At 65.8% G+C, this 25,004-nt stretch carries 22 protein-coding genes; 4 read left to right on the top strand and 18 right to left on the bottom strand.

The features are described from left to right. Nucleotides 1–4: 4 nt before the first annotated feature. The 12 genes from BraRD5C2_RS15540 to BraRD5C2_RS15485 form a co-directional block, all read right to left on the bottom strand. Nucleotides 5–2,890 carry a flotillin family protein gene (locus BraRD5C2_RS15540; RefSeq protein ID WP_223969586.1) on the bottom strand — a complete coding sequence of 962 codons (2,886 nt, stop codon included), beginning with the start codon at nt 2,888–2,890 and terminating at the stop codon, nt 5–7. 25 nt (nt 2,891–2,915) lie between these two features. Next, complete coding sequence (locus tag BraRD5C2_RS15535; RefSeq protein WP_223969585.1) at nt 2,916–3,749, bottom strand: phosphoenolpyruvate hydrolase family protein; 834 nt, start codon at nt 3,747–3,749, stop codon at nt 2,916–2,918. Nucleotides 3,750–3,752: 3 nt separating this feature from the next. Further along, nucleotides 3,753–5,963, bottom strand: a complete 2,211-nt coding sequence (locus BraRD5C2_RS15530; protein WP_223969584.1) for an ABC transporter permease — start codon at nt 5,961–5,963, stop codon at nt 3,753–3,755. Further along, nucleotides 5,956–6,738 (bottom strand): ABC transporter ATP-binding protein, encoded by a 783-nt coding sequence (locus BraRD5C2_RS15525; RefSeq protein WP_223969583.1) that lies wholly within the window; start codon nt 6,736–6,738, stop codon nt 5,956–5,958. Before BraRD5C2_RS15525 ends, BraRD5C2_RS15530 begins: the two co-directional genes overlap by 8 nt. Next, a complete protein-coding gene (locus BraRD5C2_RS15520) occupies nt 6,731–7,816 on the bottom strand; it encodes a branched-chain amino acid ABC transporter permease (RefSeq protein ID WP_223969582.1) in 1,086 nt (361 codons plus the stop codon). The genes BraRD5C2_RS15525 and BraRD5C2_RS15520 overlap by 8 nt, the downstream gene beginning before the upstream one ends. Nucleotide 7,817: 1 nt before the next feature. Beyond that, the gene (locus BraRD5C2_RS15515; protein ID WP_223969581.1) at nt 7,818–8,828 is read right to left on the bottom strand and encodes a branched-chain amino acid ABC transporter permease; all 1,011 of its coding nucleotides are present in this window, start codon (nt 8,826–8,828) and stop codon (nt 7,818–7,820) included. Between the two features lie 121 nt (nt 8,829–8,949). Continuing rightward, entirely contained in the window at nt 8,950–9,768 is an 819-nt protein-coding gene (locus tag BraRD5C2_RS15510) for a helix-turn-helix transcriptional regulator (RefSeq protein ID WP_223969580.1), read from the bottom strand. 138 nt (nt 9,769–9,906) lie between these two features. Beyond that, nucleotides 9,907–11,157, bottom strand: a complete 1,251-nt coding sequence (locus BraRD5C2_RS15505; protein WP_223969579.1) for an ABC transporter substrate-binding protein — start codon at nt 11,155–11,157, stop codon at nt 9,907–9,909. 501 nt (nt 11,158–11,658) lie between these two features. Continuing rightward, a complete protein-coding gene (locus tag BraRD5C2_RS15500) occupies nt 11,659–12,378 on the bottom strand; it encodes an SDR family NAD(P)-dependent oxidoreductase (protein ID WP_223969578.1) in 720 nt (239 codons plus the stop codon). A gap of 48 nt (nt 12,379–12,426) precedes the next feature. After that, nucleotides 12,427–13,671, bottom strand: coding sequence for an acyl-CoA dehydrogenase family protein (locus tag BraRD5C2_RS15495; RefSeq protein ID WP_223969577.1), 1,245 nt, complete (start codon nt 13,669–13,671; stop codon nt 12,427–12,429). 114 nt (nt 13,672–13,785) lie between these two features. Beyond that, entirely contained in the window at nt 13,786–14,721 is a 936-nt protein-coding gene (locus BraRD5C2_RS15490; RefSeq protein ID WP_223969576.1) for a helix-turn-helix domain-containing protein, read from the bottom strand. 135 nt (nt 14,722–14,856) lie between these two features. Beyond that, on the bottom strand, nt 14,857–15,630 hold the full coding sequence (locus BraRD5C2_RS15485) for an SDR family oxidoreductase (RefSeq protein ID WP_223969575.1): 774 nt from the start codon (nt 15,628–15,630) through the stop codon (nt 14,857–14,859). 137 nt (nt 15,631–15,767) lie between these two features. Here BraRD5C2_RS15485 and BraRD5C2_RS15480 point away from each other — a divergent pair, with 137 nt between their 5' ends. Next, complete coding sequence (locus BraRD5C2_RS15480) at nt 15,768–16,676, top strand: LysR family transcriptional regulator (RefSeq protein WP_223969574.1); 909 nt, start codon at nt 15,768–15,770, stop codon at nt 16,674–16,676. A gap of 37 nt (nt 16,677–16,713) precedes the next feature. Here the strand turns inward: BraRD5C2_RS15480 and BraRD5C2_RS15475 are convergent, their stop codons facing one another. From BraRD5C2_RS15475 to BraRD5C2_RS15465, 3 genes are all read right to left on the bottom strand, one after another. Then, the gene (locus tag BraRD5C2_RS15475; protein ID WP_223969573.1) at nt 16,714–16,866 is read right to left on the bottom strand and encodes a hypothetical protein; all 153 of its coding nucleotides are present in this window, start codon (nt 16,864–16,866) and stop codon (nt 16,714–16,716) included. Nucleotides 16,867–16,998: 132 nt separating this feature from the next. Further along, on the bottom strand, nt 16,999–17,463 hold the full coding sequence (locus tag BraRD5C2_RS15470; protein WP_223969572.1) for a hypothetical protein: 465 nt from the start codon (nt 17,461–17,463) through the stop codon (nt 16,999–17,001). 43 nt (nt 17,464–17,506) lie between these two features. Next, complete coding sequence (locus BraRD5C2_RS15465) at nt 17,507–17,980, bottom strand: hypothetical protein (RefSeq protein WP_223969571.1); 474 nt, start codon at nt 17,978–17,980, stop codon at nt 17,507–17,509. Between BraRD5C2_RS15465 and BraRD5C2_RS15460 the strand changes: the two genes are divergently transcribed. After that, nucleotides 17,973–18,905, top strand: coding sequence for a LysR family transcriptional regulator (locus tag BraRD5C2_RS15460; RefSeq protein ID WP_223969570.1), 933 nt, complete (start codon nt 17,973–17,975; stop codon nt 18,903–18,905). The two genes, BraRD5C2_RS15465 and BraRD5C2_RS15460, sit on opposite strands and share 8 nt — an antisense overlap. 20 nt (nt 18,906–18,925) lie before the next feature. Here BraRD5C2_RS15460 and BraRD5C2_RS15455 read toward each other — a convergent pair whose 3' ends face one another. From BraRD5C2_RS15455 to tuf, 3 genes are all read right to left on the bottom strand, one after another. Beyond that, on the bottom strand, nt 18,926–21,199 hold the full coding sequence (locus tag BraRD5C2_RS15455; RefSeq protein WP_223969569.1) for a TonB-dependent receptor: 2,274 nt from the start codon (nt 21,197–21,199) through the stop codon (nt 18,926–18,928). Nucleotides 21,200–21,346: 147 nt separating this feature from the next. Continuing rightward, on the bottom strand, nt 21,347–21,718 hold the full coding sequence (locus BraRD5C2_RS15450; RefSeq protein ID WP_223969568.1) for a hypothetical protein: 372 nt from the start codon (nt 21,716–21,718) through the stop codon (nt 21,347–21,349). A 197-nt stretch (nt 21,719–21,915) separates the two neighbouring features. Continuing rightward, nucleotides 21,916–23,121 (bottom strand): elongation factor Tu, encoded by a 1,206-nt coding sequence (gene tuf / locus BraRD5C2_RS15445; protein ID WP_223969567.1) that lies wholly within the window; start codon nt 23,119–23,121, stop codon nt 21,916–21,918. A gap of 362 nt (nt 23,122–23,483) precedes the next feature. Here tuf and BraRD5C2_RS15440 point away from each other — a divergent pair, with 362 nt between their 5' ends. Both BraRD5C2_RS15440 and BraRD5C2_RS15435 read left to right on the top strand, forming a co-directional pair. Beyond that, nucleotides 23,484–24,104 (top strand): hypothetical protein, encoded by a 621-nt coding sequence (locus BraRD5C2_RS15440; RefSeq protein WP_223969566.1) that lies wholly within the window; start codon nt 23,484–23,486, stop codon nt 24,102–24,104. Nucleotides 24,105–24,228: 124 nt separating this feature from the next. Continuing rightward, nucleotides 24,229–25,002, top strand: a complete 774-nt coding sequence (locus tag BraRD5C2_RS15435; protein ID WP_223969565.1) for an SDR family NAD(P)-dependent oxidoreductase — start codon at nt 24,229–24,231, stop codon at nt 25,000–25,002. The last annotated feature ends 2 nt before the right edge of the window (nt 25,003–25,004 follow it).

Raw genomic sequence — 25,004 nt, 5'->3', positions numbered from 1 at the left:
GAGCTCAGTCCTTCTTGCGCGGCGTGCGTTCGGGACGCGGCTCGCCGCCGCCTTCGGGCGCTGCCGGTTTGGCGTCGCCGCCGCTCTTGCGTGCGGACTCCTTGATGCCCTGCATATCGCGGGCCTCGCGGATCAGACCGGGCATCTTGGCGAGGCTACCGCCCTCGACGCCGATGTCGGAGAGGATCGAGTCGATCAGCGGCGCCTGCACCCGGTAACGCAGCGCCGAGTCGATCACCTCGTCGGTGGCGCTGCGGCCGGAGCCGTTGCCACTGCCATTGAGCCCGTCGACCTGGAGGATGCGGATGCCCTCGATCTTCTCCATCGGCTTGACGCTCTCGCGCACGATGCCCTCGATCCGGTCGAGCAGCTTGCGGCGGAACAGCGAGTAGCGGGCCTGGTCGGTCAGCACGTTCTCGGCCTCGTTGAGCAGGCGCTGCGCCTCGGCCTCGACGGTAGCACGGACCCGTTCCGCGCCGGCTGCGATCCTGGTTTCCTCGGCTTGCTTCTCGGCGAGCAGAACCTCGATGGTCTTGCGCCGCTTGGCAATCTCGCTCTCGCGTGCGGTGACGACGCGCTCGGCGGCTTCGGTGGCGTGGACCCTGGCGTCCTCGGCGGCGGCGCGCGCCGCGGATTCTTCCAGCGACTTCTGGTGCAGCGCGATTGCCTTCTCCATCAGCGCGGTTTCGACGTCCTTCTCCCTGTTCACCTCGAGCTTGCGCAGCTCGCGTTCACGGCCGACCCTCGCCTCGTCGAGGCCGCGGTCGGAGGCGATGCGGGCGCGCTCGACTTCTTCACGCGCCGCGATCTCGGCCTCCTGCAGTGATTGATTGCGGGCGACCTCGAGCTGCTCGATCGAGCGGCGCCGTTCGATCCGCGCCGCCTCCAGCGCCTGCTCGCGGGTCACGTCGGTGGTCTCGACCTCCTTGCGGGCCGTGATCTCGGCCTGCTTGACCTGCCGGTCGGCATCGATCCGCTCCGAGCGCTTGGCGGCGAGCGCGATCACGCGCTCCTCGTCGGCGAGCTCGATCGCTCGCTTCTGGTCGATGTTGAGCACTTCGCGGGTCCTGGAGGAGGTGATCCGCTCGCTCTCCAGTGCCAGCTCGACATCGATCCGCTGCCGTTCGACCGCGTCGCGGCGCTTCAGCTCGGCCGCCTCGATGGCCCCGGTGCGCTCGATCTCGAGCGCGCGGGTCTCGCGTTCGGCACGGATGCGCTGCGCAGCGACCGATTTCTCCTGCGAAATGCGCGCCGCCTCGATCGATTCGCGCGAGGCGATGTCGGCTTCCTCGATCGCACGGGTGCGGGCGATTTCCAGCGCCCGGACATGCTCCTCCTGCGCGATCCGCGACGCCTCGGTGGCGTCGCGCGCGGTGATCCCGGCGATCTCGATCGCCTGGTTGCGCTCGATCTCGAGCTTGCGGGTGGTGTGATCGGCGGCGATGCGCTCGGCGGCCAGCGTCTTCTCTCTGCTGATCCGGGCGGCCTCGACCGACTTCTGCGCCTCGATCTCTGCCTCCTGGATGGTCCGAACCTGCTGGATCTCCAGCGCCCTGGTGCGCTCGTCTGAGGAGATCCGCTCGACATTGACCGTCATGGTCTGGGCGATGCGCGCCTTCTCGGTGGCCTCGCGGGCCGCTATCTCGGCTTCCTCGACGGCGCGGGTCCGCTCGATTTCGCGCCGGCGGGTCTCTTCCTCATTGGCGATGCGGGCATCAGTGACGACGCGGTCCTGCTGAATGCGGGCCTTTTCAATCGATTCTCGGGCGGCGATCTCGGCTTCCTCGACGGTGCGCATCCGCTCGATCTCGCGCTGGCGCACCTCACGCTCTGATGCGATACGTGTGGTGTCGACCGAGCGCTGGTTGGCGATCCGCGCCTTCTCGATCTCCTCGCGTGCCAGCAATTCGCGCTCTTCGACCGCGCGGGTGCGTTCGATCTCCCGGTGCCGGGTCTCGCGTTCGGAGGCGATGCGGGCTTCGGTGATGGCCTGCTCGTTGGCGATGCGGGCTTTCTCGATGGCTTCGCGTGCGGTGATCTGGGCCTGCTCGGCCTCGGTCTCGCGCAGCGCGCGCTCGCGCGCGACTTCGGTGCGCTGCAGGGCGCGGCGCATCTCGATGTCGCGTTCCTGCTCGAGGCGGGCGGTCTCGCTCTCGCGCTCGATGTCCAGCGCCTGCCGCTCGGCCTCCAGGTTGCGGGAACGGATCTTGATCATCGAGTCCTGCTCGATGTCGTTGCGCAGCTTGCGCTTGGCCTCGATGTCCTCCATCAGGCGGGTCAAGCCTTCGGCATCGAAGCGGTTCGAGGGGTTGAAATATTCGAGGTCGGTCTGGTCGAGATCGGTGATCGCGACCGACTCGAGCTCGAGGCCGTTTTGCGCCAGCGCTTCCGCGGCATTGGCCTTGACGCGAGCGACATAGTCGCCGCGCTGCTCGTGCATCTGCTCCATCGTCATCTCGGAGGCAACCGAGCGGATCGCGGAGATGAACTTGCCGGAGAGCAGGGTGTGCAGCTGTTCGGGTTCCATGGTGCGGCGGCCGAGCGTGGCGGCGGCGATCGAGACGGCTTCGCGGGTCGCCTGCACCCGGACGTAGAAGTCGGCCTCGATGTCGACGCGCATGCGGTCGCGGGTGATGACGGCGTCCTGCCTGGAGCGCACGATCCCCATCGGCAGGACGTTCATGTTGACAGGCGTGTAGTCGTGGATGAACGGCAACACGAAGGCGCCGCCGTTGATCACCACGCGTTCGCCGAGGAAACCGGTCCGGACGAAGGAGGTTTCCTTCGATGAGCGGTGGTAGAGCCAGTTCACCACGTAGACGATGATGACGATCGCGACGATTGCGACGATGAGCCAGAGGATCAATTCACCGACCAGCATCCCCGACATCTCTTCCTCCCTTGGTCACGGCGCGTTAGCGCGCGCCGATCGCCTTGAACTTGCGAACCTGATCCGTCAGCGCCCGCTCGACCGGCAAGCGCTCCATCGAGGAGGCGCCGTAGAAGCCGTGGCAATTGCGGGTCTGCTTCATGATGAAATCGGCATCTTCGGGGTCCGCGATCGGGCCGCCATGCGCGAGCACGATGATGTTCGAATTGACGCTGAGCGCGGCCTCGGCCCAGGCCTCGATCCGAGCAGGGCAGTCGGCGAGCTTCAGCGCGGTCTGCGCGCCGATCGTGCCGCCCGTGGTGAGGCCCATATGGCAGACGATGATGTCGGCACCCGCGATCGCCATCGCGGTCGCCTCCTGCTCGCTGAACACATAGGGCGTGGTCAGCATGTTCTTGTCATGCGCCTTCGCGATCATGTCGATCTCGAGCGCGTAGGACATCCCGGTCTCTTCGAGATTGGCGCGGAAGGTGCCGTCGATCAGGCCGACGGTCGGGAAGTTCTGCACGCCGGAGAAGCCGAGCGCCTTGAGCTGGTCGAGGAATAGATCCATGTCACGGAACGGATCGGTACCGTTGACGCCGGCGAGCACCGGCGTCCTCGTCACGACTGGCAGCACCTCGCCGGCCATCTCGACGACGATGGCGTTGGCATCGCCATACGGCATCAGCCCGGCGAGCGAGCCGCGCCCGGCCATGCGGTAGCGGCCGGAATTGTAGATCACGATCAGGTCGACGCCGCCGGCCTCTTCGCATTTTGCCGACAGGCCAGTGCCGGCGCCGCCGCCGACGATCGGCTCGCCGCGTGCGATCATGGCGTGAAACTTCTTCAAGAGCGCCGCGCGTTCAAACCTGGGCATGGGTCACCTCGCCACTCTCCGCCGGCCACCGGCGCGTCCGAGCAGCGGACGGAACGCGCTGACGATGGCGGCGGTGAACTCGGGATCGTTGATGTTGCGCTTGATGCGGATGATCTGCCGGTTGCCGGTTTGGCGCACGGTGCGCTCCAGCGCGCGGAACAGCGCCGTGTCGGCATCGGGGTCCCAGAACGGCTGGCCAGGCGCATCGAGCGCGGAGACGCCGCCTTCGGCCAGAAAGAAACGCACCGGCCCATCCATCTGGTTGAGACGTTCGCCGATCCAGCGGCCGATGCGCTCGTTCTCTTCCGGCGTGGTCCGCATCAACGTGACCTGCGGATTATGGACGTGGAATTTGCGCTGCCGGTAGCGCTCCGGAATGGTGTCGGGCGCGCCGAAGTTCACCATATCCAGCGCGCCGACCGAGCCGACATACGGCACGCGGCTGCGGATGATGGCGCCGAAGCGGTCGTCGGTCGCCGGGAACACGCCGCCCATCAGGAGGTCGCAAACCTCGGTCGTGGTGAGATCGATGACGCCGGCGAGCTGGCCGGACTCGACCAGCTTCTCCATCGAGCGGCCGCCGACGCCGGTGGCGTGGAACACGAGGCACTCGAAATCCTCGCGGAGGTCCGCCGCGATCTTCTGCACGGCCGGCGTGGTCACGCCGAACATGGTGATGCCGATTGCCGGAAGATGCGCGCCGGTATCGCGCGGCTTGCCGGCCTGCTCCTCGAGCCGCGCCTTGACCATGCCGACCAGAGCATGAGCGCCGTTGCCAAGCACCGTACGCGAGATCGAATTGAGCCCCTGCACGTCGGTGACCGAATACATCATGGTGATATCGGCGGGGCCGACATAGGGACCGACGTCACCGGACGCGACCGAGGAGATGATCAGTTTCGGCACGCCGACCGGAAGCGCCCGCATGCCTGGGGCGACCAGCGACGCGCCACCTGACCCGCCAGCGGAGATGATGCCGGCGACATTGCTCTGGCGGCGCAACCATCGCTCGAACGCCTCCGCCATCGCCGTCACCGAGGCGCCGCGATCGGTGCCGAACACGCTCGCGCCGCCGCGGCCATGGTTCAACGCGATCTCCTGCGCGGTGACATCGCAGCTCGCCGCCTTGCCGCTGGTCGAGACGTCGACCAGCCGGGTGCGCAGACCGCTGCCCGCGATGATGTCGCGGATGAAGCGCAGCTCCGCACCCTTGGTGTCGAGCGTGCCGACGACCAGCACGACGGGAGGTCCCGATGTCCTCGACGTTGCCGGTTCGCGCCGCGTGCGGGTCGTCTCCTCGAGACGCGTGACGGCGGCGGATTGTGTCCGCGCGGCGGCCTCGATGCGCGCGATCGGCGCCGGCTGCGACCAGCGCGTCGGCAGCACGGGATTGGAGATGTAGATGCGAACCGGACCCTTGCGTTCCGGCTGTGGCGTGCTGGCCGCCTCAGCTCTTGTCGGCGCCGTCTCGGCATCGATGTCATCAGCGCCGTGGGTGCCGACACCGAGCAGCCGCTGCTGCAACTCGCGGTCGGTTGCGAGGCGAGCGGAGTCGATGATGCGGTTGATGCGGCCGTTGACCATGATGGCGACGTTCTGCGACACCGCGGTCGCCACGCCGATGTTCTGCTCGATGACCAGGATGGACATGTCGCCTTCATCGCCAAGGCGCAGCAGCATCTCCTCGACTTGCGCGACGATGACGGGCGCAAGACCCTCGGTCGGCTCGTCCATGATCAGGAGCTGCGGGTTGGTCAGCAGCGCGCGGGAGATCGCGAGCATCTGCTGCTCGCCGCCGGAGAGCTGGTTGCCGCCGTTGTTCTTGCGCTCGGCGAGGCGTGGGAAGGTGTCGTAGATGCGCTCGATGGTCCAAGCGCCGCGGCGCAGGCCGCCGGCGAGTGCAAGGTGTTCGTCGACCGTCAGCGAGCGCCACAGCCGCCGGCCCTGCGGCACATAGCCGACGCCGAGCCGGGCGATCCGCGCCGGGTTCAACCGCGTGACTTCCTCGCCGCGAATCCGGATCGAGCCGCTGCTGGCGCGCACCAGTCCCATGATGGCCTTGCACAGCGTGGTCTTACCCATGCCGTTGCGGCCGACCACCGAGAACACGCCGGTATCGAGCGTGAGGTCGACGCCTTGCAGCGCATGCGAATGGCCGTAATAGACGTCGAGGCCATTCACCTCGAGCGCGGGCGCGGCGCGGCGGTCATTCATGGCCGCCTCCGAGATAGAGTTGCTGCACCTCGGGATCGGACTCGATCTCGCGCGGCAGACCTTCCTTGAAGATGCGACCGTTGTGCATCATCGTCACGCTCTCGACGACGCGCAGCGCGACCTCCATGTCGTGCTCGATGATGATGTAGCCGATATGCGCGGGCAGCGAGGTCAGGATCTCGATCAGCTCGCGCCGTTCGGTCGGCGACAGTCCCGCCGCCGGCTCGTCGAACAGGATGAAGCGCGGCGCGCCGGCCAGCGCCAGCGCGATCTCGAGCTGCCGCTGCTGGCCATGCGCGAGCTCGGCGACGCGCTGGTCCTTCACGCCGGCAAGGTGCACGGCCTGCACCAGCGTTTCGGTCGCGTGCATCAGCGCATCGTTCTGCCCCGGGCGCAGCAACGAGAACCGGCCGCGCGAGACGCCGCGGCAGGCGAGATAGACGTTGTCCTGCACGGTGAGGCCGGGGAACAGCGCCGAGATCTGGTAGGTGCGGCGCAGCCCGCGGCGGATGCGCTCGTAGGGCGGGAACTGGGTGATGTCCTCGCCGAAGAAGCGGATCGTGCCGGAGGAGGGCGGGAAGTCGCCGGTGATGCAGTTGAACAGCGTGGTCTTGCCGGCGCCGTTCGAGCCGAGCACCGCGCGCCGTTCGCCGGGACGCACGGTGATCGTGACGTCGGTCAGCGCTGCCAGCGCGCCGAACAGCCGCGTCACGCCGCGCAGCTCCAGCGCCGCGCCGGCGCCGACCACCGAGAGCCGCTGTGCGACGCTATCCATGGCGGCCTCCGCCTGAACGTTGCGTCCAGGATGCGCTGCGGCGCCGCCAGCGGTCCCAGAGGCCGATCACGCCGTCCGACGACCAGAACACGATGGCGAGGAAGCCGAGGCCGATCAGCAGACGGAAGCGGTTGCCGTCGAGCCCGAATTTGATCAACACGTCGAGCGCGAAGGTACGCAGCAGGACGAAGATGAGTGCGCCGATGAAGGGACCGATCGGTCGTGTGATGCCGCCGACCACGGCGATGATCAGGACGTCGATGCAGGCGCCGACGCTGACCGAGCCTGGCGAGATCTGCCGGTAGTTCCAGACCTGCAGCACGCCGCCAAGTGCTGCGATGAAGGCCGCGAAGGCGTAGGCCGCGATGCGGTGGGCATTGGGGTTGAAGCCGAGGGCCGCCATGCGGCGGGGGTTGTCGCGGACGCCCTGCAGCGCGAGGCCGAACGGCGCGCGCGAGACGTACTGGACGGCGAAGTAGCAGATCGCGGCAACGCCGAGCGTCACATAGTAGAACGCGATATCGGCGCGCCAGTCGACGCCCCAGAAATGTGGCGTCGCGACGGTGTTGATGCCGGTATGGCCGTTGAAGATTGCCCAGTTCTGGTTGGTGAAGTAGTAGAACGCCGCGCCGATCGCGAGCGTGATCATGATGGTGTAGATGCCCTCGGTGCGCACCGCGAGCGCGCCGCCGAGCGTGCCGAACAGCGTCGCCAGCGCCAGCGCCATCGGGGTTGCGAGCCACCACGGCCAGCCGAGGCTGATATTGGCATTGCCGCTCACGCCGAACACCGCGACCATGTAGCCGGCGAAGCCCGCGATGGTGAGCTGCATCAGGCTGACCATGCCGCCATAGCCGGCGAGGAACATCAGGCTCAGCGCGATGACGCCGAGGATCAGCGTGGTGGCGAAGATTTCGATCAGGAAGAATCCGTTCGCGATCAGCGGCATGATGACGAGGATCAGCGCGACCAGCCAGGCCGCCGGATTCTGGAATTCCGGCCAGGTGCGGATCAGGGCGCGGCGGGTCGCGTTAGCGGATGGGTCGGGGCGGAACTGGGTGCTCTGGAGCAACGACATCTCATCGCCTCGCGAGCAGGCCCTGCGGTCGCAGCGCCAGCACCACGACCATGATCAGGAAGGTGACGACGATGGCGTAGGTCGGGATGTAGACCGAGCCGAGCTGCTCGGCGAGCCCGATGATGACGGCGCCGAGCGCTGCGCCCGGGATCGAGCCCATGCCGCCGACGATCACGACCACGAGCGAAGCCAGCAAGAAGCGCGTGTCCTCGCCCGGCGACAGCGACTGGAAGGTGCCGCCGACGACGCCGGCGATGCCGGCCAGTCCTGCGCCGAGTGCGAAAACCAGCACGAACACCAGCTGGATCCGCACCCCGGTCGCGGCCAGGATGTCGCGGTCGTCGACCCCGGCGCGCACGATCATGCCGATCCGCGTACGGTTGAGCGCCAGCCACATCGCGACGCCGATCACGACGGAGGCCGCGAAGATCACCAGCCGCACCAGCGGATATTGCAGATAGACCGGCTCGCCCGATGATTTGATTGCGGTGAGCAGCGGCAGCTGCACCGGCCCGATCAGCCAGCTCGGGGTCTGGACCTGGTAGAAGTCGCCGCCGAACACCCAGAGCATCAAATCCGCGAACACGATCGAGAGCCCGATCGTGACCATGGTCTGCCTGAGATCCTGACCCTCCATGCGGCGGAACACGGCGAGCTGTAGGATCACGCCGACCAGCGCCGCTGCAATGAAGGCGACGATGAAGGAGAGGATCCACGATCCGGTCCAGGTGCTGATGGCGTAGCCTATATAGCCACCGAACAGGTAGAGCGAGCCGTGCGCGAGGTTGACGTTGCGCATCAGGCCGAAGATGAGCGTGAAGCCGCTGGCCACCAGGAAATACAGCCCGCCGAGCGTGATGCCGTTCAGCACCGCGTTGAGGAACACGCGCTTGCGGCCGATCGCGGCTTCCAGCCCCGGCGGCCAGATCGCGAACACCAGCCACAGCAGCACCGCGACCGCGATGATCACGATCAGCGCCCAGGCCGGATGGCGTTCGATGAACCTGGCCATCTCCGTCGCGTTCCCTCTGTGGTCGCGACCGTCTGCCGGGCCGCGTGTCCTTGCATCCTACCGAGGGCGAAGGCGGCGGATTTGATCGACAGTATCTTTTATCGTCTAGGTGGAACCTCCGTTACGGCCGCAACACCTTGGCGGCGCGGCGATAGTCGGTCGGGGCCATGCCGACATTGGCGGCGAAGAAGCGGGTGAAACCGCTCTGCGAGGAGAAGCCGAGATCGAAGCCGATATCGGCGATCGGCGCCTCGGTCGCGACCAGCGCATCCAGCGCCTGCTCCATGATCAGCGTGTTCATGTAGAGGTGAGGGGTGACGCCGGTTTGCGTCCGGAACAGCCGGTAGAAATGCGGCCGCGACAGGCCGGCTTCGCGTGCGATCGCATCGAGCTCGATCTCGGCGCCGGGGCTTTCCGACATCAGCCTGATTGATTTGCGGACCCGGAAATCGGTCACCGCGGCGGCGGCACGCGCGTCCTGCGCGGCCTGCCAGCTCTCCTCGTAGCAGGAGTCGATCAGCTGCCGGAGCTCGCAGTCGAGGCTGCGCAGCGATGGCGCGCCGCACACCAGTGCTGCGGTGCGGCGGATCAGCCGGTCGAGCGTCTCGGTGCGCGGAAAGAAGGTGCGGCCGAACCGCAGGCCCTGCGCGCTCGCGGGCTGCGGCGCGAACCATTCGGCATTGACATAGAGCACGAAGAAGATCGCGCCGTGGTCCATGTCGGTCGGCAGAAAATTGTGCGGTTCCCACGGGTTGACCGCGACCACGGTGTCGTCCTTGAGCAGCAGGCGCTGCTCGGAGACATCGATCTGCGCCGGCGTGCCGCCGACATGAAAGATCAGGTGCCCTTCGCGGTGCGCATGCACGTTGAAGGGACGGTTCAACTGATAGACCGTCGCGCGACCGAACCGGCCGTGGAAGACGGCAAGCGCCCTGCTCATGCCTCCCCTCCCGCGGGATGTTCTTGTCTTTTCGACAAGCGTTCATCATCCGCCCGCGGAAAGCAAGGGCGAGCAGGGCTCCTCGTGCAACCGCGCGCCGTGGTCACGGCTGGCTTGCTCGCACTTGCAACAAATACGTCAGTACTTCTTGCACTCCGGGACCGTGCGGCTCGGCAGGCCGATCTTGGCGAAAACCGCCGGATCGTAGCCCAGCGTCTGGTTGACGTTCGGGATCACCTTCACGACCTTGCTGAACAGCGCGCCCTTGCCGTCATCGACCACCTCGGTGACGAAGTTGGTGCCGATCGCCTGGCGGTTGGCGTCGAGCTTGATCTTGCCGTTCGGGGCGTCGATCTCGATCTTCGCCAGCGCATCCTTGAGCTTGGCCTGGTTGTTGGAGAGATCGCCATTGACCTGCCGCAGCGCCAGGATCAGCGCCATGGTCGAGCCGTAATAGTTGGTGGCGAGCAGCGACGGGCTCGGGAAGCGCTTGTTCTCCGGGAAGGAGTCCTGATAGGCCTTCACGAATTTCTGCCAGGCGGGATCCTCCCAGGTATCGGCCTGGCCGCTCGCGGCGATGGTGCCGATCAGCGCGTTCTTGGCGCTGCCCTTCGACGACAGGATGGTCTGGTCGATCATGATCGAGCCCCCCATCAGATGCGCCTTGCCGCCGGCCTGCTGATACTGGTTGAGGAAATTGACGGCGTCAGCGCCGCCGAGGCCGAGATAGATCGCATCGACATCGTCGGGAAGTGCTGCGATGACAGAGGCGAAGTCCTTGGTGCCGAGCGGCACCCATTGCCGGTTGGTGACCTGGCCGCCGGCGCCGCAGAATTCGAGCACTAGGCCGAACACCTGGGTGTAGATGAAGGAGTAGTCTTCACCGACGGTCGCGATCTTGCGATAGCCCTTGGTCTCGTAGGCGTATTTGCCGAGGCCGACCTGCCACTGCGCGCCGTCCATGTTGTAGCGGAAGAAGTTCGGCGCCGGATCGACATAGGTCGTCTCCTGCGCGCCGGAGGCGGCGTTGACGAAGGTCAGCTCCGGATGGGTCTTGGCAAAATTCTTCACCGCGATGCCTTCGTCGCCGGACAGCGGCGACAGCAGGATCTGCACCTTGTCCTGCTCGATCAGCTTGCGCACCGCGCGCACCGCGGAGTCCGGCGTCGCATCGGTCGAGGCGACGATGAATTCGAGCTCCTTGTCGCCGATCTTCTTGCCGAGCACGTTGAGCGCGGTCTGGTGGCCGCGCATGCCATCCTCACCGAGCACCGTGTAGGTGCCCTCGAGCGTCGCGGTGACGCCGACCTTGATCTTCTCCTGGGCGAATGCCGTGCCCGAAAACAACAGGCTGCTCAACGCAATCAGTCCTAAACTGCCTTTCAACATCGCTCTCCTCCCTCTGTGTTGTCGCCGGCGTCCACATCGCCTGACGAAGGCCGATGGGTGTCCGGTTGTTGCCGGCAAAGCTAGCCGAAGGCAGGCACGGCGCGGATGTCGTCGCGACGGGGGTGCTTAACGGGCAGTCTCATTTTGATTGTTGCGCCGCAGCGCGGTTCGCGGCGCGATGCCGCGGTTACTTGCTCGGTGTCATCACCCGTGCATGCGCATGCGGGTGATCCAGCATTCCAGAGGCGGCTGTGCTTGAGCGAGAGGCCGCGGCTTCTCCGGTGTCGTCCCTGCGAAAGCAGGGACCCATAACCACCGCCTTGTGTGATGGAATTCGCTGGGGCCCCAGCGTCGCACAATAACTGTACCCTGTGGTTATGGGTCCCGGGTCGCGCTTCGCTTGCCCGGGACGACACTGAATTTGCAGCAGCGTTCGTAACGTGACCCATACATCCGCTGCCGCGGGCGCGGAGCAGCAACGTGGTCCGAGCGTTCGCGGTACTACGGCATATGGTGGCCGGCGGCCTGTCCGCCGTCGACGTGGAACACCTCTCCGGTCACAAATCCTGCGCCATCGAGGTAGAGCACGGCGTCGACGATGTCGGAAATCTCTCCCATCCGGCCGACCGGGTGGAGCGCTGCCAGCGCCGGATGCGCCTCCGCCCGGTGCATCGGGGTCTTGATGATCCCGGGCGACACTGCGTTGACGCGAATTCCGGTCCTTGCATATTCGATCGCGAGCGCGCGGGTTGCGGCGTTCAAGGCGCCCTTGGTCAGCGAGGCGAGGGCGGCCGGAACGCTGCTCATCGGTTGGTCGACGAGACTGGTCGTGATGGTGACGACGTGGCCGTGGCCCTGCTTGCTCATCAGCTCCAGCGCGCGCCGGGTCATGTTGAAGAAGCCCGTCACGTTGGTCGAGATGTAGCTGGCATAGTCATCTTGCGTGTAGGCGGTGAAGGGCTTGGCCATGAAGATGCCGGCGTTGTTGACCAGCGTGTCGACACGGCCGAAGCGCTCCAGCGCCGCCTTGAACACGTGCTCCGCCGTCTCAGTTGCGCCGACGTCGCCCGCCACCGTGACGATATCCGCGTCAGTGGCCGGCTTGATCGAGCGCGAGGTCGCGACGACCCGGCAGTTGCGATCCCTGAAGGCCTGAACGATGCCGGCGCCGATCCCCTGCGATGCGCCGGTGACCACTGCGACTTTCCGCTCCGTGCTCATGATTGCGTTCCTTTAAAGCCGGTCCTTGGTTTGACGCGTCACGTTGCGCTACGCCGCGCCGCTTGCAGCAAGCGGGCTGTAGTCGCGGCTCTTGAACATCGTGTGCAGCTGCCGCCGCCGGATGCCGAGATTGCCGCCGTCGAAGATCGGCAGCGCGAGCGCGTCCTGCAGCAGGGTGCCGAACGGCGCCTCATGATCGTAGCTGTCGATCCCGACGACCCGCATCAGGTCGGTGATGACGCGCACGGCGGCCTCGGAACCGAAGATCTTGGCCTGCACCGCCAGCTCCTCGGCCGCCGGCGACTGGGTGTCGAGCGCATGGCAGGCGCGCCAGCTCAGATAGCGCGCCGCTTCGATCGTGGTCTTGGCATCGGCGAGCGCGTATCCGACCGCCTGATGCTCGATGATGGGGTGGACGCCGCCGCGCTTTTCGCTGCGGGCAAAATCGAGCGCGAACGCGAAGGCTGAGCGCATCAGCGCGACGCCGAAGATTCCGACGAGCGCCGCGGTGCCGGTGAAAGCCGCCGCGGTCAGCGCAAGGCCGGCACCTTGCTGTCCGAGCAGATTGCGGTGTGACGCCGCGACATTCTGCAAAGCAAACTGCGGCACGAGATGCGCGCGATGACCGATGCTGTCGATTGCACGTTCGAACACGAGGCCGTTCACCGGTCCTTGCACGGCAATGATCGAGATAGCGGCGTCCGGCGCTGCGGCCGAGTCGGTCCGGCACACGATGGTCAGAAGGTCGGCACCCTCGCGATTCCAGCCGGTGGCCGAGGACACCCATTTCTTGCGGCCGTTGATCAGCCAATTGTCGCCTTCTCGCCGGGCCGTGGTGCGGACGCCCTCGCCGGGCGGCGGCGAGGCGGCGTTGGCGCTGCCGCCCGGCTCGCTGGAGCAGAAGGCGGCGAGCGGTGCGCCGCTGGTCTTCAGGAACGGCGCGAGCAGCCGCTGACATTGCTCCGGCGTGCCGCCGAGCAGCAGCGGCAGCAGGCCGAGCACGCTGCCGAGCATGGTCAGCGTCACGCTGGGGTTCACGCTGTAGAATTCCTCAGCCAGGATCGCCATGTCGATCATGCCGGCATTGTCGCCGCCGGCAGGCGCCGGAATGCATTTGCGCAAGTAACCGGCCGCCACCATCGCCTCGTAGGTCGGTTTGGTGGCGAGGAAGCGCTCCTCGGGCGTCGCCAGCTTTTCAGCAGCCCTGGCCTCGGCCAGCACCTCCCTGGCAAACTTGCGGGAAACGAGCTGTAACTCGCGCTGCTGTGCCGTGAGCGTGAAATCGATCGCCATGCCAATGCCCTCCGTGTCGGCGGTTCGGGTTAATGGCTATCGCGGCGTGGTCGGGAAATCTTGGACGGCAGTGCCCGGTTTCTTGGCTGGGAGTGAACCTAATCTCGCCGCGCCTCAGTGCGCGGCGGCGCGGCGGAATTCGCGCGGGGCGAGGCCGTTGTGGCGCTTGAACAGGCGGTTGAAATGCGAGATGTCGCGGAAGCCCGCGGCAAAGGCGATCTCGGCAATGGTCTTGTGCGCGGAGGTGCGATCGAGCAGGGCGCGCGTGCACGCGGCGATCCGCTGCTCGTTGACGTGCTCGCCCACCGAGCGGCCGGTGCTTGCAAACAGGCGGTGCACGTAGCGCTCGGAGCAGCGGAATTTCCTGGCCAGCGCCGGCGCGCCGAGCTCGGGGTCGTCGTTGTGACGCGCAATATGGTCAAGCATCATCGACAGCAGGACCGGCATATGCACGCGCTCCGCCGCCGTGTCGGCGAGGATGTCGGGTACGTGCGCGATCAACTCGGCGATATGCGTGCCGAGCATCGCCGGGGTTGTTGCGAGGTGACCGCCGCTCAGGCAGAGCTCGGCATAGCTCGCCAGCGTCCGCGATAACGCGCGGCCCGTTTCGGTCGCAGACAGGCCGAGCCGCGGGTGGTCGAACAGCGTGTCCGGCAACAGACGCCGCGGCACCGCAAAGCAGAACAGCTTGAAGTCATGCCGGTGGGCGATCTCGAACGGCTGCGTCGTATCGGCAACCGCGAGATCGCCGGGGGCGCTGATTTGCTCGTGGCCGCGCTGCGAGGTGCGTCCGAGCCCTTCGAGCTGGAGGTTGACGAAGCAAAGGTCGTCGGTGCTTGCGGCGATGTGCGAGGCGAGCCGGTGCACGATATGCCCGCTCGCCGTGACCCGCGATATCTGCAGCGGCGCGGCGTCGACCTTGCAGATCGCGCCGGCAAACGATTCCTCGGCAATCCGGCGCGGCTCGAGGCGCACGAAGGCAGCTGCGAGGTCGTCTGCCCAACTGCCGAAGGGTTGATCCGGACGGGCCGGCCTGGTCGACCATTCCATGTGCGCCTCGAATAGACCGTCACTGCGAAGGGCCCAGCGAGGCGAACGATATCGCCGGCCAAACCGGCGGTCAAATTCCGCCGGCGGCCTGTTTCCCCTGCAAAGCATGGCGCATGCATGCAGAGAACGATGGTCTCACTTCGTGGTGTAGCCGCCGTTGACCAAAATGGTCTGGCCGGTCATCCACCAGCCGTCCGACACCAGGAGGCGAATCCAGGGTACGATATCCTTGATGTCGGTGAGACCGGTCTTCGAGAAACCGGACAGCGCCGCTGCCGATTTGTGATAGGCGACCGCGTCCGTACCCTCGGCCGGATAGAAGAACGGTGTGTCCATCGGGCCGGGGCCGATCGCGGTCACCGAGATGCCGCGTGCGCCGAATTCCTTCGATGCCGCGCGGGTGAAATGCTCGACCGGCGCCTTGGTGCCGGCATAGGCGGCATAGAACGGCGTGTAGGCACCGAGCAGCGACGTCACCAGCGTGCAGATCTTGCCGTTGTCGTTCACATGCCGGCCGGCTTCCTTGAGGAAGAAGAACGCGGACTTGGCGTTGACCGCGCTCATCGCGTCGTATTCGGCCTCCGAGATCTCGACCATCGGCTTCTTCAGCACCTTGCCGACGGTGTTGATCGCGATGTCGGGACGGCCGATCGCAGCGACGGCATCGGTGAACAGTTTTTCCATCGCGCCCGATGTCGTGAGGTTGGCCTGGAAGGCGACCGCATTGGCGCCGGCAGCCTTGATCGCGGCGACGGTTGCGTCGGCGTCAGCCTTGGTCGCGGCGCTGTTGTAGTGGATTGCGATCGCCTTCGCGCCGTGCGCGGCGAGATCGCGTGCGATCAGGCCGCCGAGGTTCTTGGCGCCGCCGGCGATGATGACGGTCTTTCCCTTGATGCTGTGGTCGGTCATGGCGTTCGCCTCTCCGGATCTCGCGGCCGCGCCGTGCGGCCGCTTTCTGGAGACAACGATATCGTCTAGGATTTGCCGATAAAGCCGTGCATTCTGACCTCACTTGTCAGGAATAGCGAACAATCGGGGCGTTAATCGTGGACCGCATTGATCTCTTCCGCATTTTTGCCCGCGTCGTCGAGTGCGCGAGCTTTACGCGGGCGGCCGACACGCTGGGGATGCCGCGCTCGTCGGTGTCCTCAGCGGTCGCGGAACTGGAGCAGCGCATCGGCGCCCGGCTGCTGCACCGGACGACGCGAAAAGTGTCGCCCACGCACGACGGCGCGGCGTTCTACGAACGGTGCCTGCGCGTCGTCGCCGATGTCGAGGAGGCCGAGACCCTGTTCCGCCATGCCGCCGCCGAACCATCGGGTAGGCTCAGGGTCGACGTGCCCGGGCGGATCGGACGCCTGATCGTCGCACCGGCGCTGCCGGCGTTCCTCGATCGCTATCCGCAGATCGACATCGACCTCGGCGTCACCGATCGTGCCATCAACCTGATCGCGGACTCGGCCGATTGCGTCGTGCGCGTCGGCCCGCTCGGCGATTCCGGCCTGATCGCGCGGCCGCTCGGCAATCTCGTGCTGATCAATGTTGCGAGCGCGGGATATCTCGCGCGCCACGGCACGCCGCAGACGCCGGACGATCTCGGCGCGCATTGGGCGGTCAACTACGCCTCGCCCTCCACCGGTCGCATCGAGGAATGGGAATGGCGCGAGCAGGGCGCGTCGCGCGCCATCGCGATGCGCGGCCGCGTCACCGTCAATAGCGCGGAAGCCTATATCGCCTGCTGCCTGGCCGGCCTCGGCCTGATCCAGATTCCGGCCTATGACGTGAAGCGGCATCTCGATGCCGGAGAACTCGCCGAGGTGATGCCGCAGCATCGCGCCACGCCGATGCCGATGACGTTGCTCTATCCGCACCGCCAGCACCTGTCGCGGCGGCTGCAGGTGTTTGCCGATTGGCTGACGGCACTGCTGAAAGAGCAGCTGCTGGTCGCGGGTTAGACCTTCAGCGTGATGCGGGCCCGGAAGCCGCGGCGCGTCATCGCCTGCTGTTGCCGGCGCGGGACGAGGTCGTCCTTGTCGCGCGCTTCGCCTCGGCCTTGGGCTGGAAAAACAGGCCGGGCATCACCGAGACCAGTCCGAAGGTCATTCCGAGGAATGCCAGGAACGTATCGAGGTAATTGATCTCCATTTCAGTTGTCTCCATTCAGCTTGCACCGGGCTGGCCCGGTGCAATGCGTTCGATGGACCTAGATATGGTCCGGTACATTGCTCGGTACAATAGAAACATTGATCTCGGAGCAATACTTTCATTGCTCCGCGTCTAGGCCGCGATCCGGGGCTGCTGCGGGTGCCGCTGCTCGATGGCCTTGACGGAGTTTTCGAATGCCTTTTCGAGGACGCTTCTGCCGATCGACCCGAGCACGAGACCGAGGATCCATCCCTTCAGATTCTTGCCCTCGCGCACCACGACCACGTCAATGTCGGTCGTGCCATCGGACTGCCGCGCGAAGTTGTAGGAGTGGCCCGACCTGCCGCCCCACACATTGGAGTCGGTCGTCGTCAGGACGACATGGTCTGGGTCGGACCAGTCGTAGTGCAACCGTTCCCAGATGCCGTTCGAGCCCTCGGTCACGTCAGCATCCGAGGGGCCGCGATGATGCACCTTGAGATATGCGTCGGCACTGTTGCCGAACAGCTTGGAGCGGCCCGGCCCGAAGTCCGTGAGGCCGGCGACGTACTGCTCCGGCGTCAACCTGGTCGTCCGATGAAAGTGGATCGTGGACATCAGTGGCTTGCCCCTTTGATGGAAGGCTCCGACCGCTATGCCACTAGTTGGAGAGCGTGCCCGACTTGCGGACAGTCACGCTGTCGCCGTTCCGGCTGATCTCCACTGCGCCTGCCTGGTCCGGCGTCGAGAGCAGGGCACGCTGACCGGGCGCCAGCACCGAGACGAAGCGGACCGGCGTGCCGGCCTCGCCCTGTGCGAGCGTCGTCACGACGCGATACCCGTCGGGCTCAACCGTGTAGTAGGCGACGCCGGACACGTCGCCCAGATGGATGCTTTGGGCCTCGATCGGCCGGAGCCCGCGCGCCTCTGCGGCGCCAAGCGAGGCGCCAAATGAAATTCCAAGTGAGGCGAGGGTAAAGGCTGTGGCGAAAATTGTGCTGCGGATCGACATGGGATCCTCCGTTGGCTTGAGTGTCAGAACCTGGGCGGCGAGCGATTGCCCGTCTGCTCCCTTGCCGGAGGAGATGGTGAGGCTATGATCATCGATCAAACAGATAGGATCGATAATGGCCATCGATGCCGTCAATTTGGGTCGGATCGACCTGAATCTGCTTGTTCATCTCAATGCGCTGCTCACCGAACGGAGCGTGACCCGGGCGGCAGGCTCCGTCGGCATCGGCCAATCCGCGATGAGTCACAATCTCGCCCGCCTGCGCGAACTGTTCGATGACGAGCTGCTCACGCGGGGCGCCGATGGCATGCGCCTCACCCCGCGCGCGATGACCTTGCTCGATCCGGTGCGGACCGCGCTCGCACAGGTCGAGGCGGTGCTGCTGCGCGAGAAGACCTTCGATCCGGCCACCGCGGTGCGAACGTTCAGGCTCGGCCTGTCGGACAGTATGGAAATCCTGATCGTGCCGCGCCTTCTGGCGCGCATGCGCGAAATCGCGCCGGGCATTCACCTGCGGCTCTACAACGTTGATACGTCCCGGCTGCTCGATGATCTCGACGCCGACGAAGTGGATCTCGCGCTCTCCTACGGGCCGATCCAGCAAGGACAATTGCATCACAAACAGCGCGTGCTGTTCACCGAGAGCTTCCTTTGCATGTTCAATGCGGAGAAGACGGGTATCACGCCGCCCATCTCGCTCGAGGACTACATCCGGCTTCCGCACGTGCTGACCAGCCTGCGGCCGGGGCGCACCGTGCGCGGCTCTGTCGATGAGGCGCTCGAAGAGCTCGGCCTGCAGCGGTCCGTTGCGCTGACCACGCCGCGTTTCCTCACCGTGCCGTATCTGGTGGCGCAGGCGCCCGTGATCGTCACCATGGGCGCGCGGCTGGCCCGCCGCTTCGCCGCCGATCTCGGGCTCAGCCTCAGCCCGCCGCCGGTGAAGGTGAAAGACGTCACGGTGTCATTGCTGTGGCATGCGTCCTACCATCACGACCCGGCCCATGTCTGGTTACGGGACCAGTTGGTCCAACTGGTCGCCGAACTGTGAGCGGGCGCGCTCCGGCCTCGTCAAAACTTCTGCGTGATGCCGGCATAGAAGCCGCGGCGCGGGCCGTATTGCGGCGCGAACACGCCGATGCCGGAGCCGTCGCGGATCTGGTAGACGGTGTCGAACAGGTTGACGACGTCGAAGCGCAGCGTGGTCGGCTTGTTCGGTGCGACAATGTTGAAGTCGTGCGAGACGCCGAGGTTGACCTGCGCGTAGGGCGGCACCGTGCCCGTATTGGCGAAGCCATCGCGCAAGCCTGAGCCGTAGATCACCGACGCGCTGAACTTGGTGTCGCGCCATTGGTACCAGCCGCCGACCGATGCGGTTAGCGTCTGAGCATGGTCGGTGTTGACGTAATTGTTGGCGATGTAGGCCAGCTCGTCAGGATCGAACAGATATTGGTTCGAGACGACCTGGGTGGCGACCTGCCTTGCGATCGCGACATTGCCGTAGAGATGCAGATTGTCGTGATCGTATCTCGCGGTCAGCTCGACGCCTTCGTTGGTGCCTTTCGCATAGTTGAAGGCGGTCAGGACGTAGGCCTGGCCGAACTGGCCGTCGTCGAGCAGATCGGTCGCGATCTTGTAATAGGCGTCCATGCCGACCTCGAGGCCGGGGATCGCATAGACTTTCTGCGTCACGCCGACGTCGAACACGTGCGAGCGCTCCGGCAGGACAGGATCGTTGGCGGTGGTCGCCGGCTGCGCCGTCGTGTTCTGCACCAGCGCGAGGTTGGTTGGTGCCGCCAGCACCTGCTCGGGCGGCGTGAAGTTGCGGGCATAGCCGGCATGGAAGGTCGTGCCGTCATAGGGCTTCCATGTCAGGCTGATCCGCGGGCTCAGCTGGTTGGCATCGACATATTGCCACATCTGGTCGAAGCGCAGGCCGGCATTGAGCGTGAGCTGGTTGGTGATCTTCCACTCGTCGGCGATGTAGGTGGAGAACAAATATCCGGTCTTGGCGCTGGAATCGAACACCGAGAGCGGCGCATCGATCGGGTTGCCGAAATCGTCGAGCGGCAGCACGGTCGAGCCGTTGTTGACCAGCGAGCGCTCGGCGCTGACCGCGACGCCGAACTTCAGCGTGTGCGCGAAGCCGAGCCTGTAGGAGGTGTCCTCCTGGATGCCGTTGATGAAGCTCTGGCGATACACGTCCGACGCGACGCCGTTGAAGACGAGATCGCCGACCGGATCCGGCATGAAGTGCAGCTGGCTGTAGCGATTGAAATAGGCGACCTGGTAGTCGAACCCGTCGCCCGACTTCTGATAGGCCACGACGTTGAACTGGTTGAATTCGCGTTGCCGTTCGTTGAGCAGCGCGGAATCGAAGTTCGAGACGCCGAAGGCGGTGAAAGCCGGAGCTTGGCCGGGATTGTTCGGGATCTGATAGGCGCCGTTGGAGACGCCGCCGATATAGGTTAGCCGGCTGGTCGGATCGATCGCGGTTGAGACATAGGCAAAACCCTTCTCCTGGTCGGTCCGGTCGTGGATGGCGTTATAGGCCGGCGTCGGGTTCTCGATGCCGACGTCGCTGCCGAAATAGCGGCCGGAGACGTAATACTGCGTCTGTCCGATCGTGCCGCCGTAGTCGACGCTGGTGGTGAAGGTGCCGTGGCTGCCGCCATACACACTGACGCTGCCGGAATTGTTGAAGGCATCGGTTCTGGTCTGGATGTCGAGCACGCCGGCGGTGCGCAGGCCGTACTGCGCCGGCAGCGCGCCCGTGATCAGCGCCATGCTGCCGACGATTCCGGTGTCGATGATCTGGCCGAAGGCGCCGACGCCGTCCGGCAGCATGATCCCGTTGATGCGGTATTGCAAGTTGGCGTGCTCGTTGCGCACATGCAGTTCACCGCTTGCGGCGGAGTCCTGCGAAACCCCGGGCGCCTGCAGCAACGCCTTGTCGAGCGTGGTGTTGGTGCCCTGTGGCAATGCCTCGAGGGCTTGCCGGCTCATCTGGTAGCTGTTGGCGCCGGTGGGTGCCAGCAGCGCGGCGCGGGCCTGGTCGAGCCGCGTGTTCTGGCTTGCGACGGCTTGCGCCTGGGTCTGTTCCGGAGATTCCGGCGTCGCCGATACCGCGCCGGTTCTGCGCGCGCGGTGGCCACCGCCGCTCGCAACGCGCGTCTTCGGCTTGTTCGGTCCGGCCGGCGCGGTGTGGCGTTGCGGCGCCGTCACCGTGATGTCGGGAAGTGTCGTTGTCGGCGCGGTCGTCTGCCCGAATGCGGCGCCGTTGATCCCGCAGACCAAGAGCGATGCTGCTCCGGCAGCGGCGCGTCGTCTCATAATTCCTGACATGTTGGTTCTCGATCTCACGAGGCTGCGATCCGGATCCTCACTGAAGGACGCGGTCGAGCCCGCCGTCGATGCGCGACGGCGAAATTTCCCATTGATCAAACGGCAGCCGAATGGTGGCCGCGTTCGACGTTCAGTCGTGCAGGGAGTTCAGGAGATCGGAGGCGCGCGCGGCTGATAGTGCAGCCGGCCGATGCCGAGCGGCGCCGCATAATTGTCGATCTGCCAGGCGAGCAGAGCGACGGCATCGGGCAATTGGAGTGGCGGCAACGCCGGCGTCGGCGTCGCCGTGCTCGTCATCGCTACGACGGCGCAGATCGCGCAGAGATCTACGGCCTGATCGGAATCAGGATTCGAACGAGGCTCGTCGCGCGAGGCGTTCTCGATATGCGCCGCGAACGACGCTGTCGCCTGTGCCGGCGCAATGGCATGGAAATGGCCGAACGACAGCACGAACTGGACCGCCAGCGCCAAAAACGCCAGCCGAGCCCCGTGCCTGATGTTCGAACGAAACCACTTCATGACGACGCCATCTCCGCGTCGAGAGGTCAGAAGACCGATGGACGGCGCCTGCGACGCGGTGTCGCACAGTTTCGAAAACGTGCCAGCCTGTCAATCCGCATTGCCGGTTGATGCGATCAATTTCCAGGCGATCGGGCGATCTTGCAACATCGCGACGTTGGAAAATGGGGGCCCGGCTTGCGCCGCGCCCCCATTCCTCACTCCACGATCGCGGTCACCACGCCGGCACCGACGGTGCGGTTGCCTTCACGGATCGCGAAGCGCGACCGCGCTTCGAGCGCGATCGGCTTGTTGAGCTCGATCGTGAACTCGGCGCTGTCGCCCGGCATCACCATCTCGGCGCCATCGGCGAGCTGGACGGTGCCGGTGACGTCGGCGGTTCGGAAGTAGAACTGCGGACGATAGTTGGCGAAGAACGGCGTATGTCGGCCGCCTTCGTCCTTCGTCAGCACGTACACTTCCGCGCGGAAGGTCCGGTGCGGCGACGCACCACCCGGATGCGACAGCACCTGACCCCGCTGCACGAGAGCCTTGTCGACCCCGCGCAGCAAGCAGCCGACATTGTCGCCGGCCTGCCCCTGGTCGAGGATCTTCCGGTAGCTCTCGATGCTGGTCACGACCGACTTGCGGGTCTCGCCGAGGCCGACGATCTCGACCTCGTCGCCGATCTTGATCGTGCCGCGCTCGACGAGCCCGGTCGCCACGGTGCCGCGGCCCGCGATCGACTGCACGCCCTCGATCGGCATCAGGAACGGGCGATCCTTCGGCCGCTCGGGCAGCACGATAAAGCTGTCGAGAGCCTCGAACAGTTCGAGGATCGCCTGATCCGCCAGCGGACCGTGCTCGCCGCGCAGCGCGGCCATCGCCGCACCGCGCACGACCGGCGCGTTGTCGCCGTCGTACTGGTACTTCGACAGCAGATCGCGCACCTCGATCTCGACGAGATCGACCAGTTCCGGATCGTCAGCCACGTCGCACTTGTTCAGGAACACCACGATGCGCGGCACGCCGATCTGGCGCGCCAGCAGAATGTGCTCGCGCGTCTGCGGCATTGGTCCGTCGACGGCGGAGACGACCAGGATCGCGCCGTCCATCTGCGCCGCGCCGGTGATCATGTTCTTCACATAATCGGCGTGGCCCGGGCAGTCGACGTGCGAGTAGTGGCGCGCCGCCGTCGAGAACTCGACGTGGCTCGTCGCAATGGTCAGGATCTTCGTATCGTCACGCGTACCTTGCGCTGCCGACGCCTTGGCAACGTCCTGGTAGGAGACGAACGCGCCCCAGCCGTGATCGGCTGAAACCTTCGTCATCGCTGCCGTCAGCGTCGTCTTGCCATGATCCACGTGGCCGATCGTGCCAACATTGCAGTTGGGCTTGAGGCGGATGAACTTCTCTTTGGCCATGGGACACCTGTGGTGTTCGAGCTCCCGTGCTGGGTTTGCACGACTCGTGGCACCGCGAGAGCCCGTTCGGCGCCAGGAGCCGCTTCCGCTCCGGGCTGCCTTCCAATGTCAGGTGTGACGTGAGGTCAGGTCCAAAGCAGAATGGCGGCGGACGAGGGCATTAGCCCTCCCGTCATCAGCATCGATGCTCGCTGTGACTGCCGCATGTTGGAAACCTGGGTCGCTCTTTCTACAAAAGGAGGCGAGTACATAAGGGGTGACCGCGCGATTGGCAAGAGGTGGGGTCGTCGCAGCCAAGAGCCGCGCTGGCATTGTCGACCTCCGACGAGTATAGTTCGCGGGCACAAGTGACGGTCTCCCGAATGTCGATCTTCGCAAGCAAATCCGGTCTCGCCATCATCGCCGCAGTGCTCTGTCTCGGCGCCCAGCAGGCCAACGCCCAGGCCGGACCGGTGCGCTACTGGACGCCGGGCTCGCTGTTCGGCTTCGGCGGCAGCCTGGCCGACGGCCAGAAGGCGGACACTTACGGCAACTTTCCGGGCTTTGACGCCACCGCCCCGCAAGGCGGCGACTTCTCGTATCTGAACGGCCGCCCGGATGGCTGGTTCATCGGCGGCGAAGGCGGCCGTGTCGGCTGGAACACGCTCGGTCAATCGGCGGCGTTCGGCTCGCTCGAATATCAGGGCGCGCAGGTCGGCTACAATTTCAAGGGCGTCGGCGATACGCCGGTGACGTTCTTCGCCGGCTTCGACTCGTTGAAATACAATCCTCCCGGCGCGGGTGGTCCGCTGGCGCCGTTCAGCGGCAATCCCGGCGTCAACGCCGGATATACGGCACGCGCCGGACTGGAGTTCCGCCCGACCTCGAATGTCACCCTGTCGTTCGGGGCCGGTTTCACCCAGCAAGGGGCGGAGCGCATGGACAGCGACATCCATTCGCAGCTGCTGCCCGGCCAGTCTCCGGTTCTGTTCGGCGGCCGCTAGCGCGAAGCCCGCAGCCTGACGGTAGCGCGTCAGCGCAAGACCACAGCGTTGCGATCCTGATCCAACCAGAACTTCAATCAGAACCAAGAAGGCTCGAGCTCGCGAGCACAGTCAGGATCGTACCATGGACATGCAAGGCAAGATCGCACTCGTCACCGCCGCGGCATCGGGTGCCGGCCGCGCTGGCGCGCTCATTCTCGCACGCGAGGGTGCCGCGGTCGCGGTGGTCGACCAGAACGAGGCCGGCGCGAAGGCGGTGGTCGAGGAGATCAAGAAGGGCGGTGGACGTGCGCTGGCGCTGGCCGGCGATCTGCGCGACGACAAGTTTTCGCGCGATATCGTTGCTGCGACCGTGAAGGAGTTCGGCGCGCTCGATTGTGTCTGGAATCACCTCGGCATTCCCGGTCCGTCTGTCATCGACGATCTGGAAGGCTGGGATCTCAGCGTCGATCTCAATCTGCGCTCGCAGCTGATCACCACCAATGCGGCGCTCGGGCAGATGACGGCGCGGCGCAAGGGCAGCATCCTGTTCACCGCATCGACCTCGGGCCTGGTCGGCTCGCCATGGAGCCCGACCTATTCGGCGGCCAAGGCCGGCGTGATCGGCCTCGCGCGGGCGCTCGCCAAGCGTCACGCAAAGGACGGCGTGCGCGTCAATGCGATCTGCCCGGGCGCGATCGATACGCCGATGCTGCGGGTGTTCGTCAACCGGCCCGACCAGCCGGGCCACAACGAGGCCGATCCTGAGGAATTGATCAAGGCCGCGGTCACCCGCAATCCGATGGGCCGTGCGGCGCGCCCGGAGGAGATCGCCGAGGTTGCGGTGTTCCTGCTGTCGGACAAGGCCTCGTTCGTCACCGGCATCGCGATGCCGGTCGACGGCGGGACGGTGGCGTAGCG

This window comes from Bradyrhizobium sp. RD5-C2, from assembly GCF_019972155.1.
Lineage (GTDB): Bacteria > Pseudomonadota > Alphaproteobacteria > Rhizobiales > Xanthobacteraceae > Bradyrhizobium.
The sequence above is the reverse complement of the archived record's forward strand: the minus strand, read 5'-3'. Positions and strand labels throughout refer to the sequence as shown.

Excerpts from the sequence above, each read along its gene's own strand:
- BraRD5C2_RS15540 (WP_223969586.1), bottom strand. The coding sequence starts at position 2,890 with ATGTCGGGGATGCTGGTCGGTGAATTGATCCTCTGGCTCATCGTCGCA.
- BraRD5C2_RS15535 (WP_223969585.1), bottom strand. The coding sequence starts at position 3,749 with ATGCCCAGGTTTGAACGCGCGGCGCTCTTGAAGAAGTTTCACGCCATG.
- BraRD5C2_RS15530 (WP_223969584.1), bottom strand. The coding sequence starts at position 5,963 with ATGAATGACCGCCGCGCCGCGCCCGCGCTCGAGGTGAATGGCCTCGAC.
- BraRD5C2_RS15525 (WP_223969583.1), bottom strand. The coding sequence starts at position 6,738 with ATGGATAGCGTCGCACAGCGGCTCTCGGTGGTCGGCGCCGGCGCGGCG.
- BraRD5C2_RS15520 (WP_223969582.1), bottom strand. The coding sequence starts at position 7,816 with ATGTCGTTGCTCCAGAGCACCCAGTTCCGCCCCGACCCATCCGCTAAC.
- BraRD5C2_RS15515 (WP_223969581.1), bottom strand. The coding sequence starts at position 8,828 with ATGGCCAGGTTCATCGAACGCCATCCGGCCTGGGCGCTGATCGTGATC.
- BraRD5C2_RS15510 (WP_223969580.1), bottom strand. The coding sequence starts at position 9,768 with ATGAGCAGGGCGCTTGCCGTCTTCCACGGCCGGTTCGGTCGCGCGACG.
- BraRD5C2_RS15505 (WP_223969579.1), bottom strand. The coding sequence starts at position 11,157 with ATGTTGAAAGGCAGTTTAGGACTGATTGCGTTGAGCAGCCTGTTGTTT.
- BraRD5C2_RS15500 (WP_223969578.1), bottom strand. The coding sequence starts at position 12,378 with ATGAGCACGGAGCGGAAAGTCGCAGTGGTCACCGGCGCATCGCAGGGG.
- BraRD5C2_RS15495 (WP_223969577.1), bottom strand. The coding sequence starts at position 13,671 with ATGGCGATCGATTTCACGCTCACGGCACAGCAGCGCGAGTTACAGCTC.
- BraRD5C2_RS15490 (WP_223969576.1), bottom strand. The coding sequence starts at position 14,721 with ATGGAATGGTCGACCAGGCCGGCCCGTCCGGATCAACCCTTCGGCAGT.
- BraRD5C2_RS15485 (WP_223969575.1), bottom strand. The coding sequence starts at position 15,630 with ATGACCGACCACAGCATCAAGGGAAAGACCGTCATCATCGCCGGCGGC.
- BraRD5C2_RS15475 (WP_223969573.1), bottom strand. The coding sequence starts at position 16,866 with ATGGAGATCAATTACCTCGATACGTTCCTGGCATTCCTCGGAATGACC.
- BraRD5C2_RS15470 (WP_223969572.1), bottom strand. The coding sequence starts at position 17,463 with ATGTCCACGATCCACTTTCATCGGACGACCAGGTTGACGCCGGAGCAG.
- BraRD5C2_RS15460 (WP_223969570.1), top strand. The coding sequence starts at position 17,973 with ATGGCCATCGATGCCGTCAATTTGGGTCGGATCGACCTGAATCTGCTT.
- BraRD5C2_RS15465 (WP_223969571.1), bottom strand. The coding sequence starts at position 17,980 with ATGGCCATTATCGATCCTATCTGTTTGATCGATGATCATAGCCTCACC.
- BraRD5C2_RS15455 (WP_223969569.1), bottom strand. The coding sequence starts at position 21,199 with ATGTCAGGAATTATGAGACGACGCGCCGCTGCCGGAGCAGCATCGCTC.
- BraRD5C2_RS15450 (WP_223969568.1), bottom strand. The coding sequence starts at position 21,718 with ATGAAGTGGTTTCGTTCGAACATCAGGCACGGGGCTCGGCTGGCGTTT.
- tuf (WP_223969567.1), bottom strand. The coding sequence starts at position 23,121 with ATGGCCAAAGAGAAGTTCATCCGCCTCAAGCCCAACTGCAATGTTGGC.
- BraRD5C2_RS15440 (WP_223969566.1), top strand. The coding sequence starts at position 23,484 with ATGTCGATCTTCGCAAGCAAATCCGGTCTCGCCATCATCGCCGCAGTG.
- BraRD5C2_RS15435 (WP_223969565.1), top strand. The coding sequence starts at position 24,229 with ATGGACATGCAAGGCAAGATCGCACTCGTCACCGCCGCGGCATCGGGT.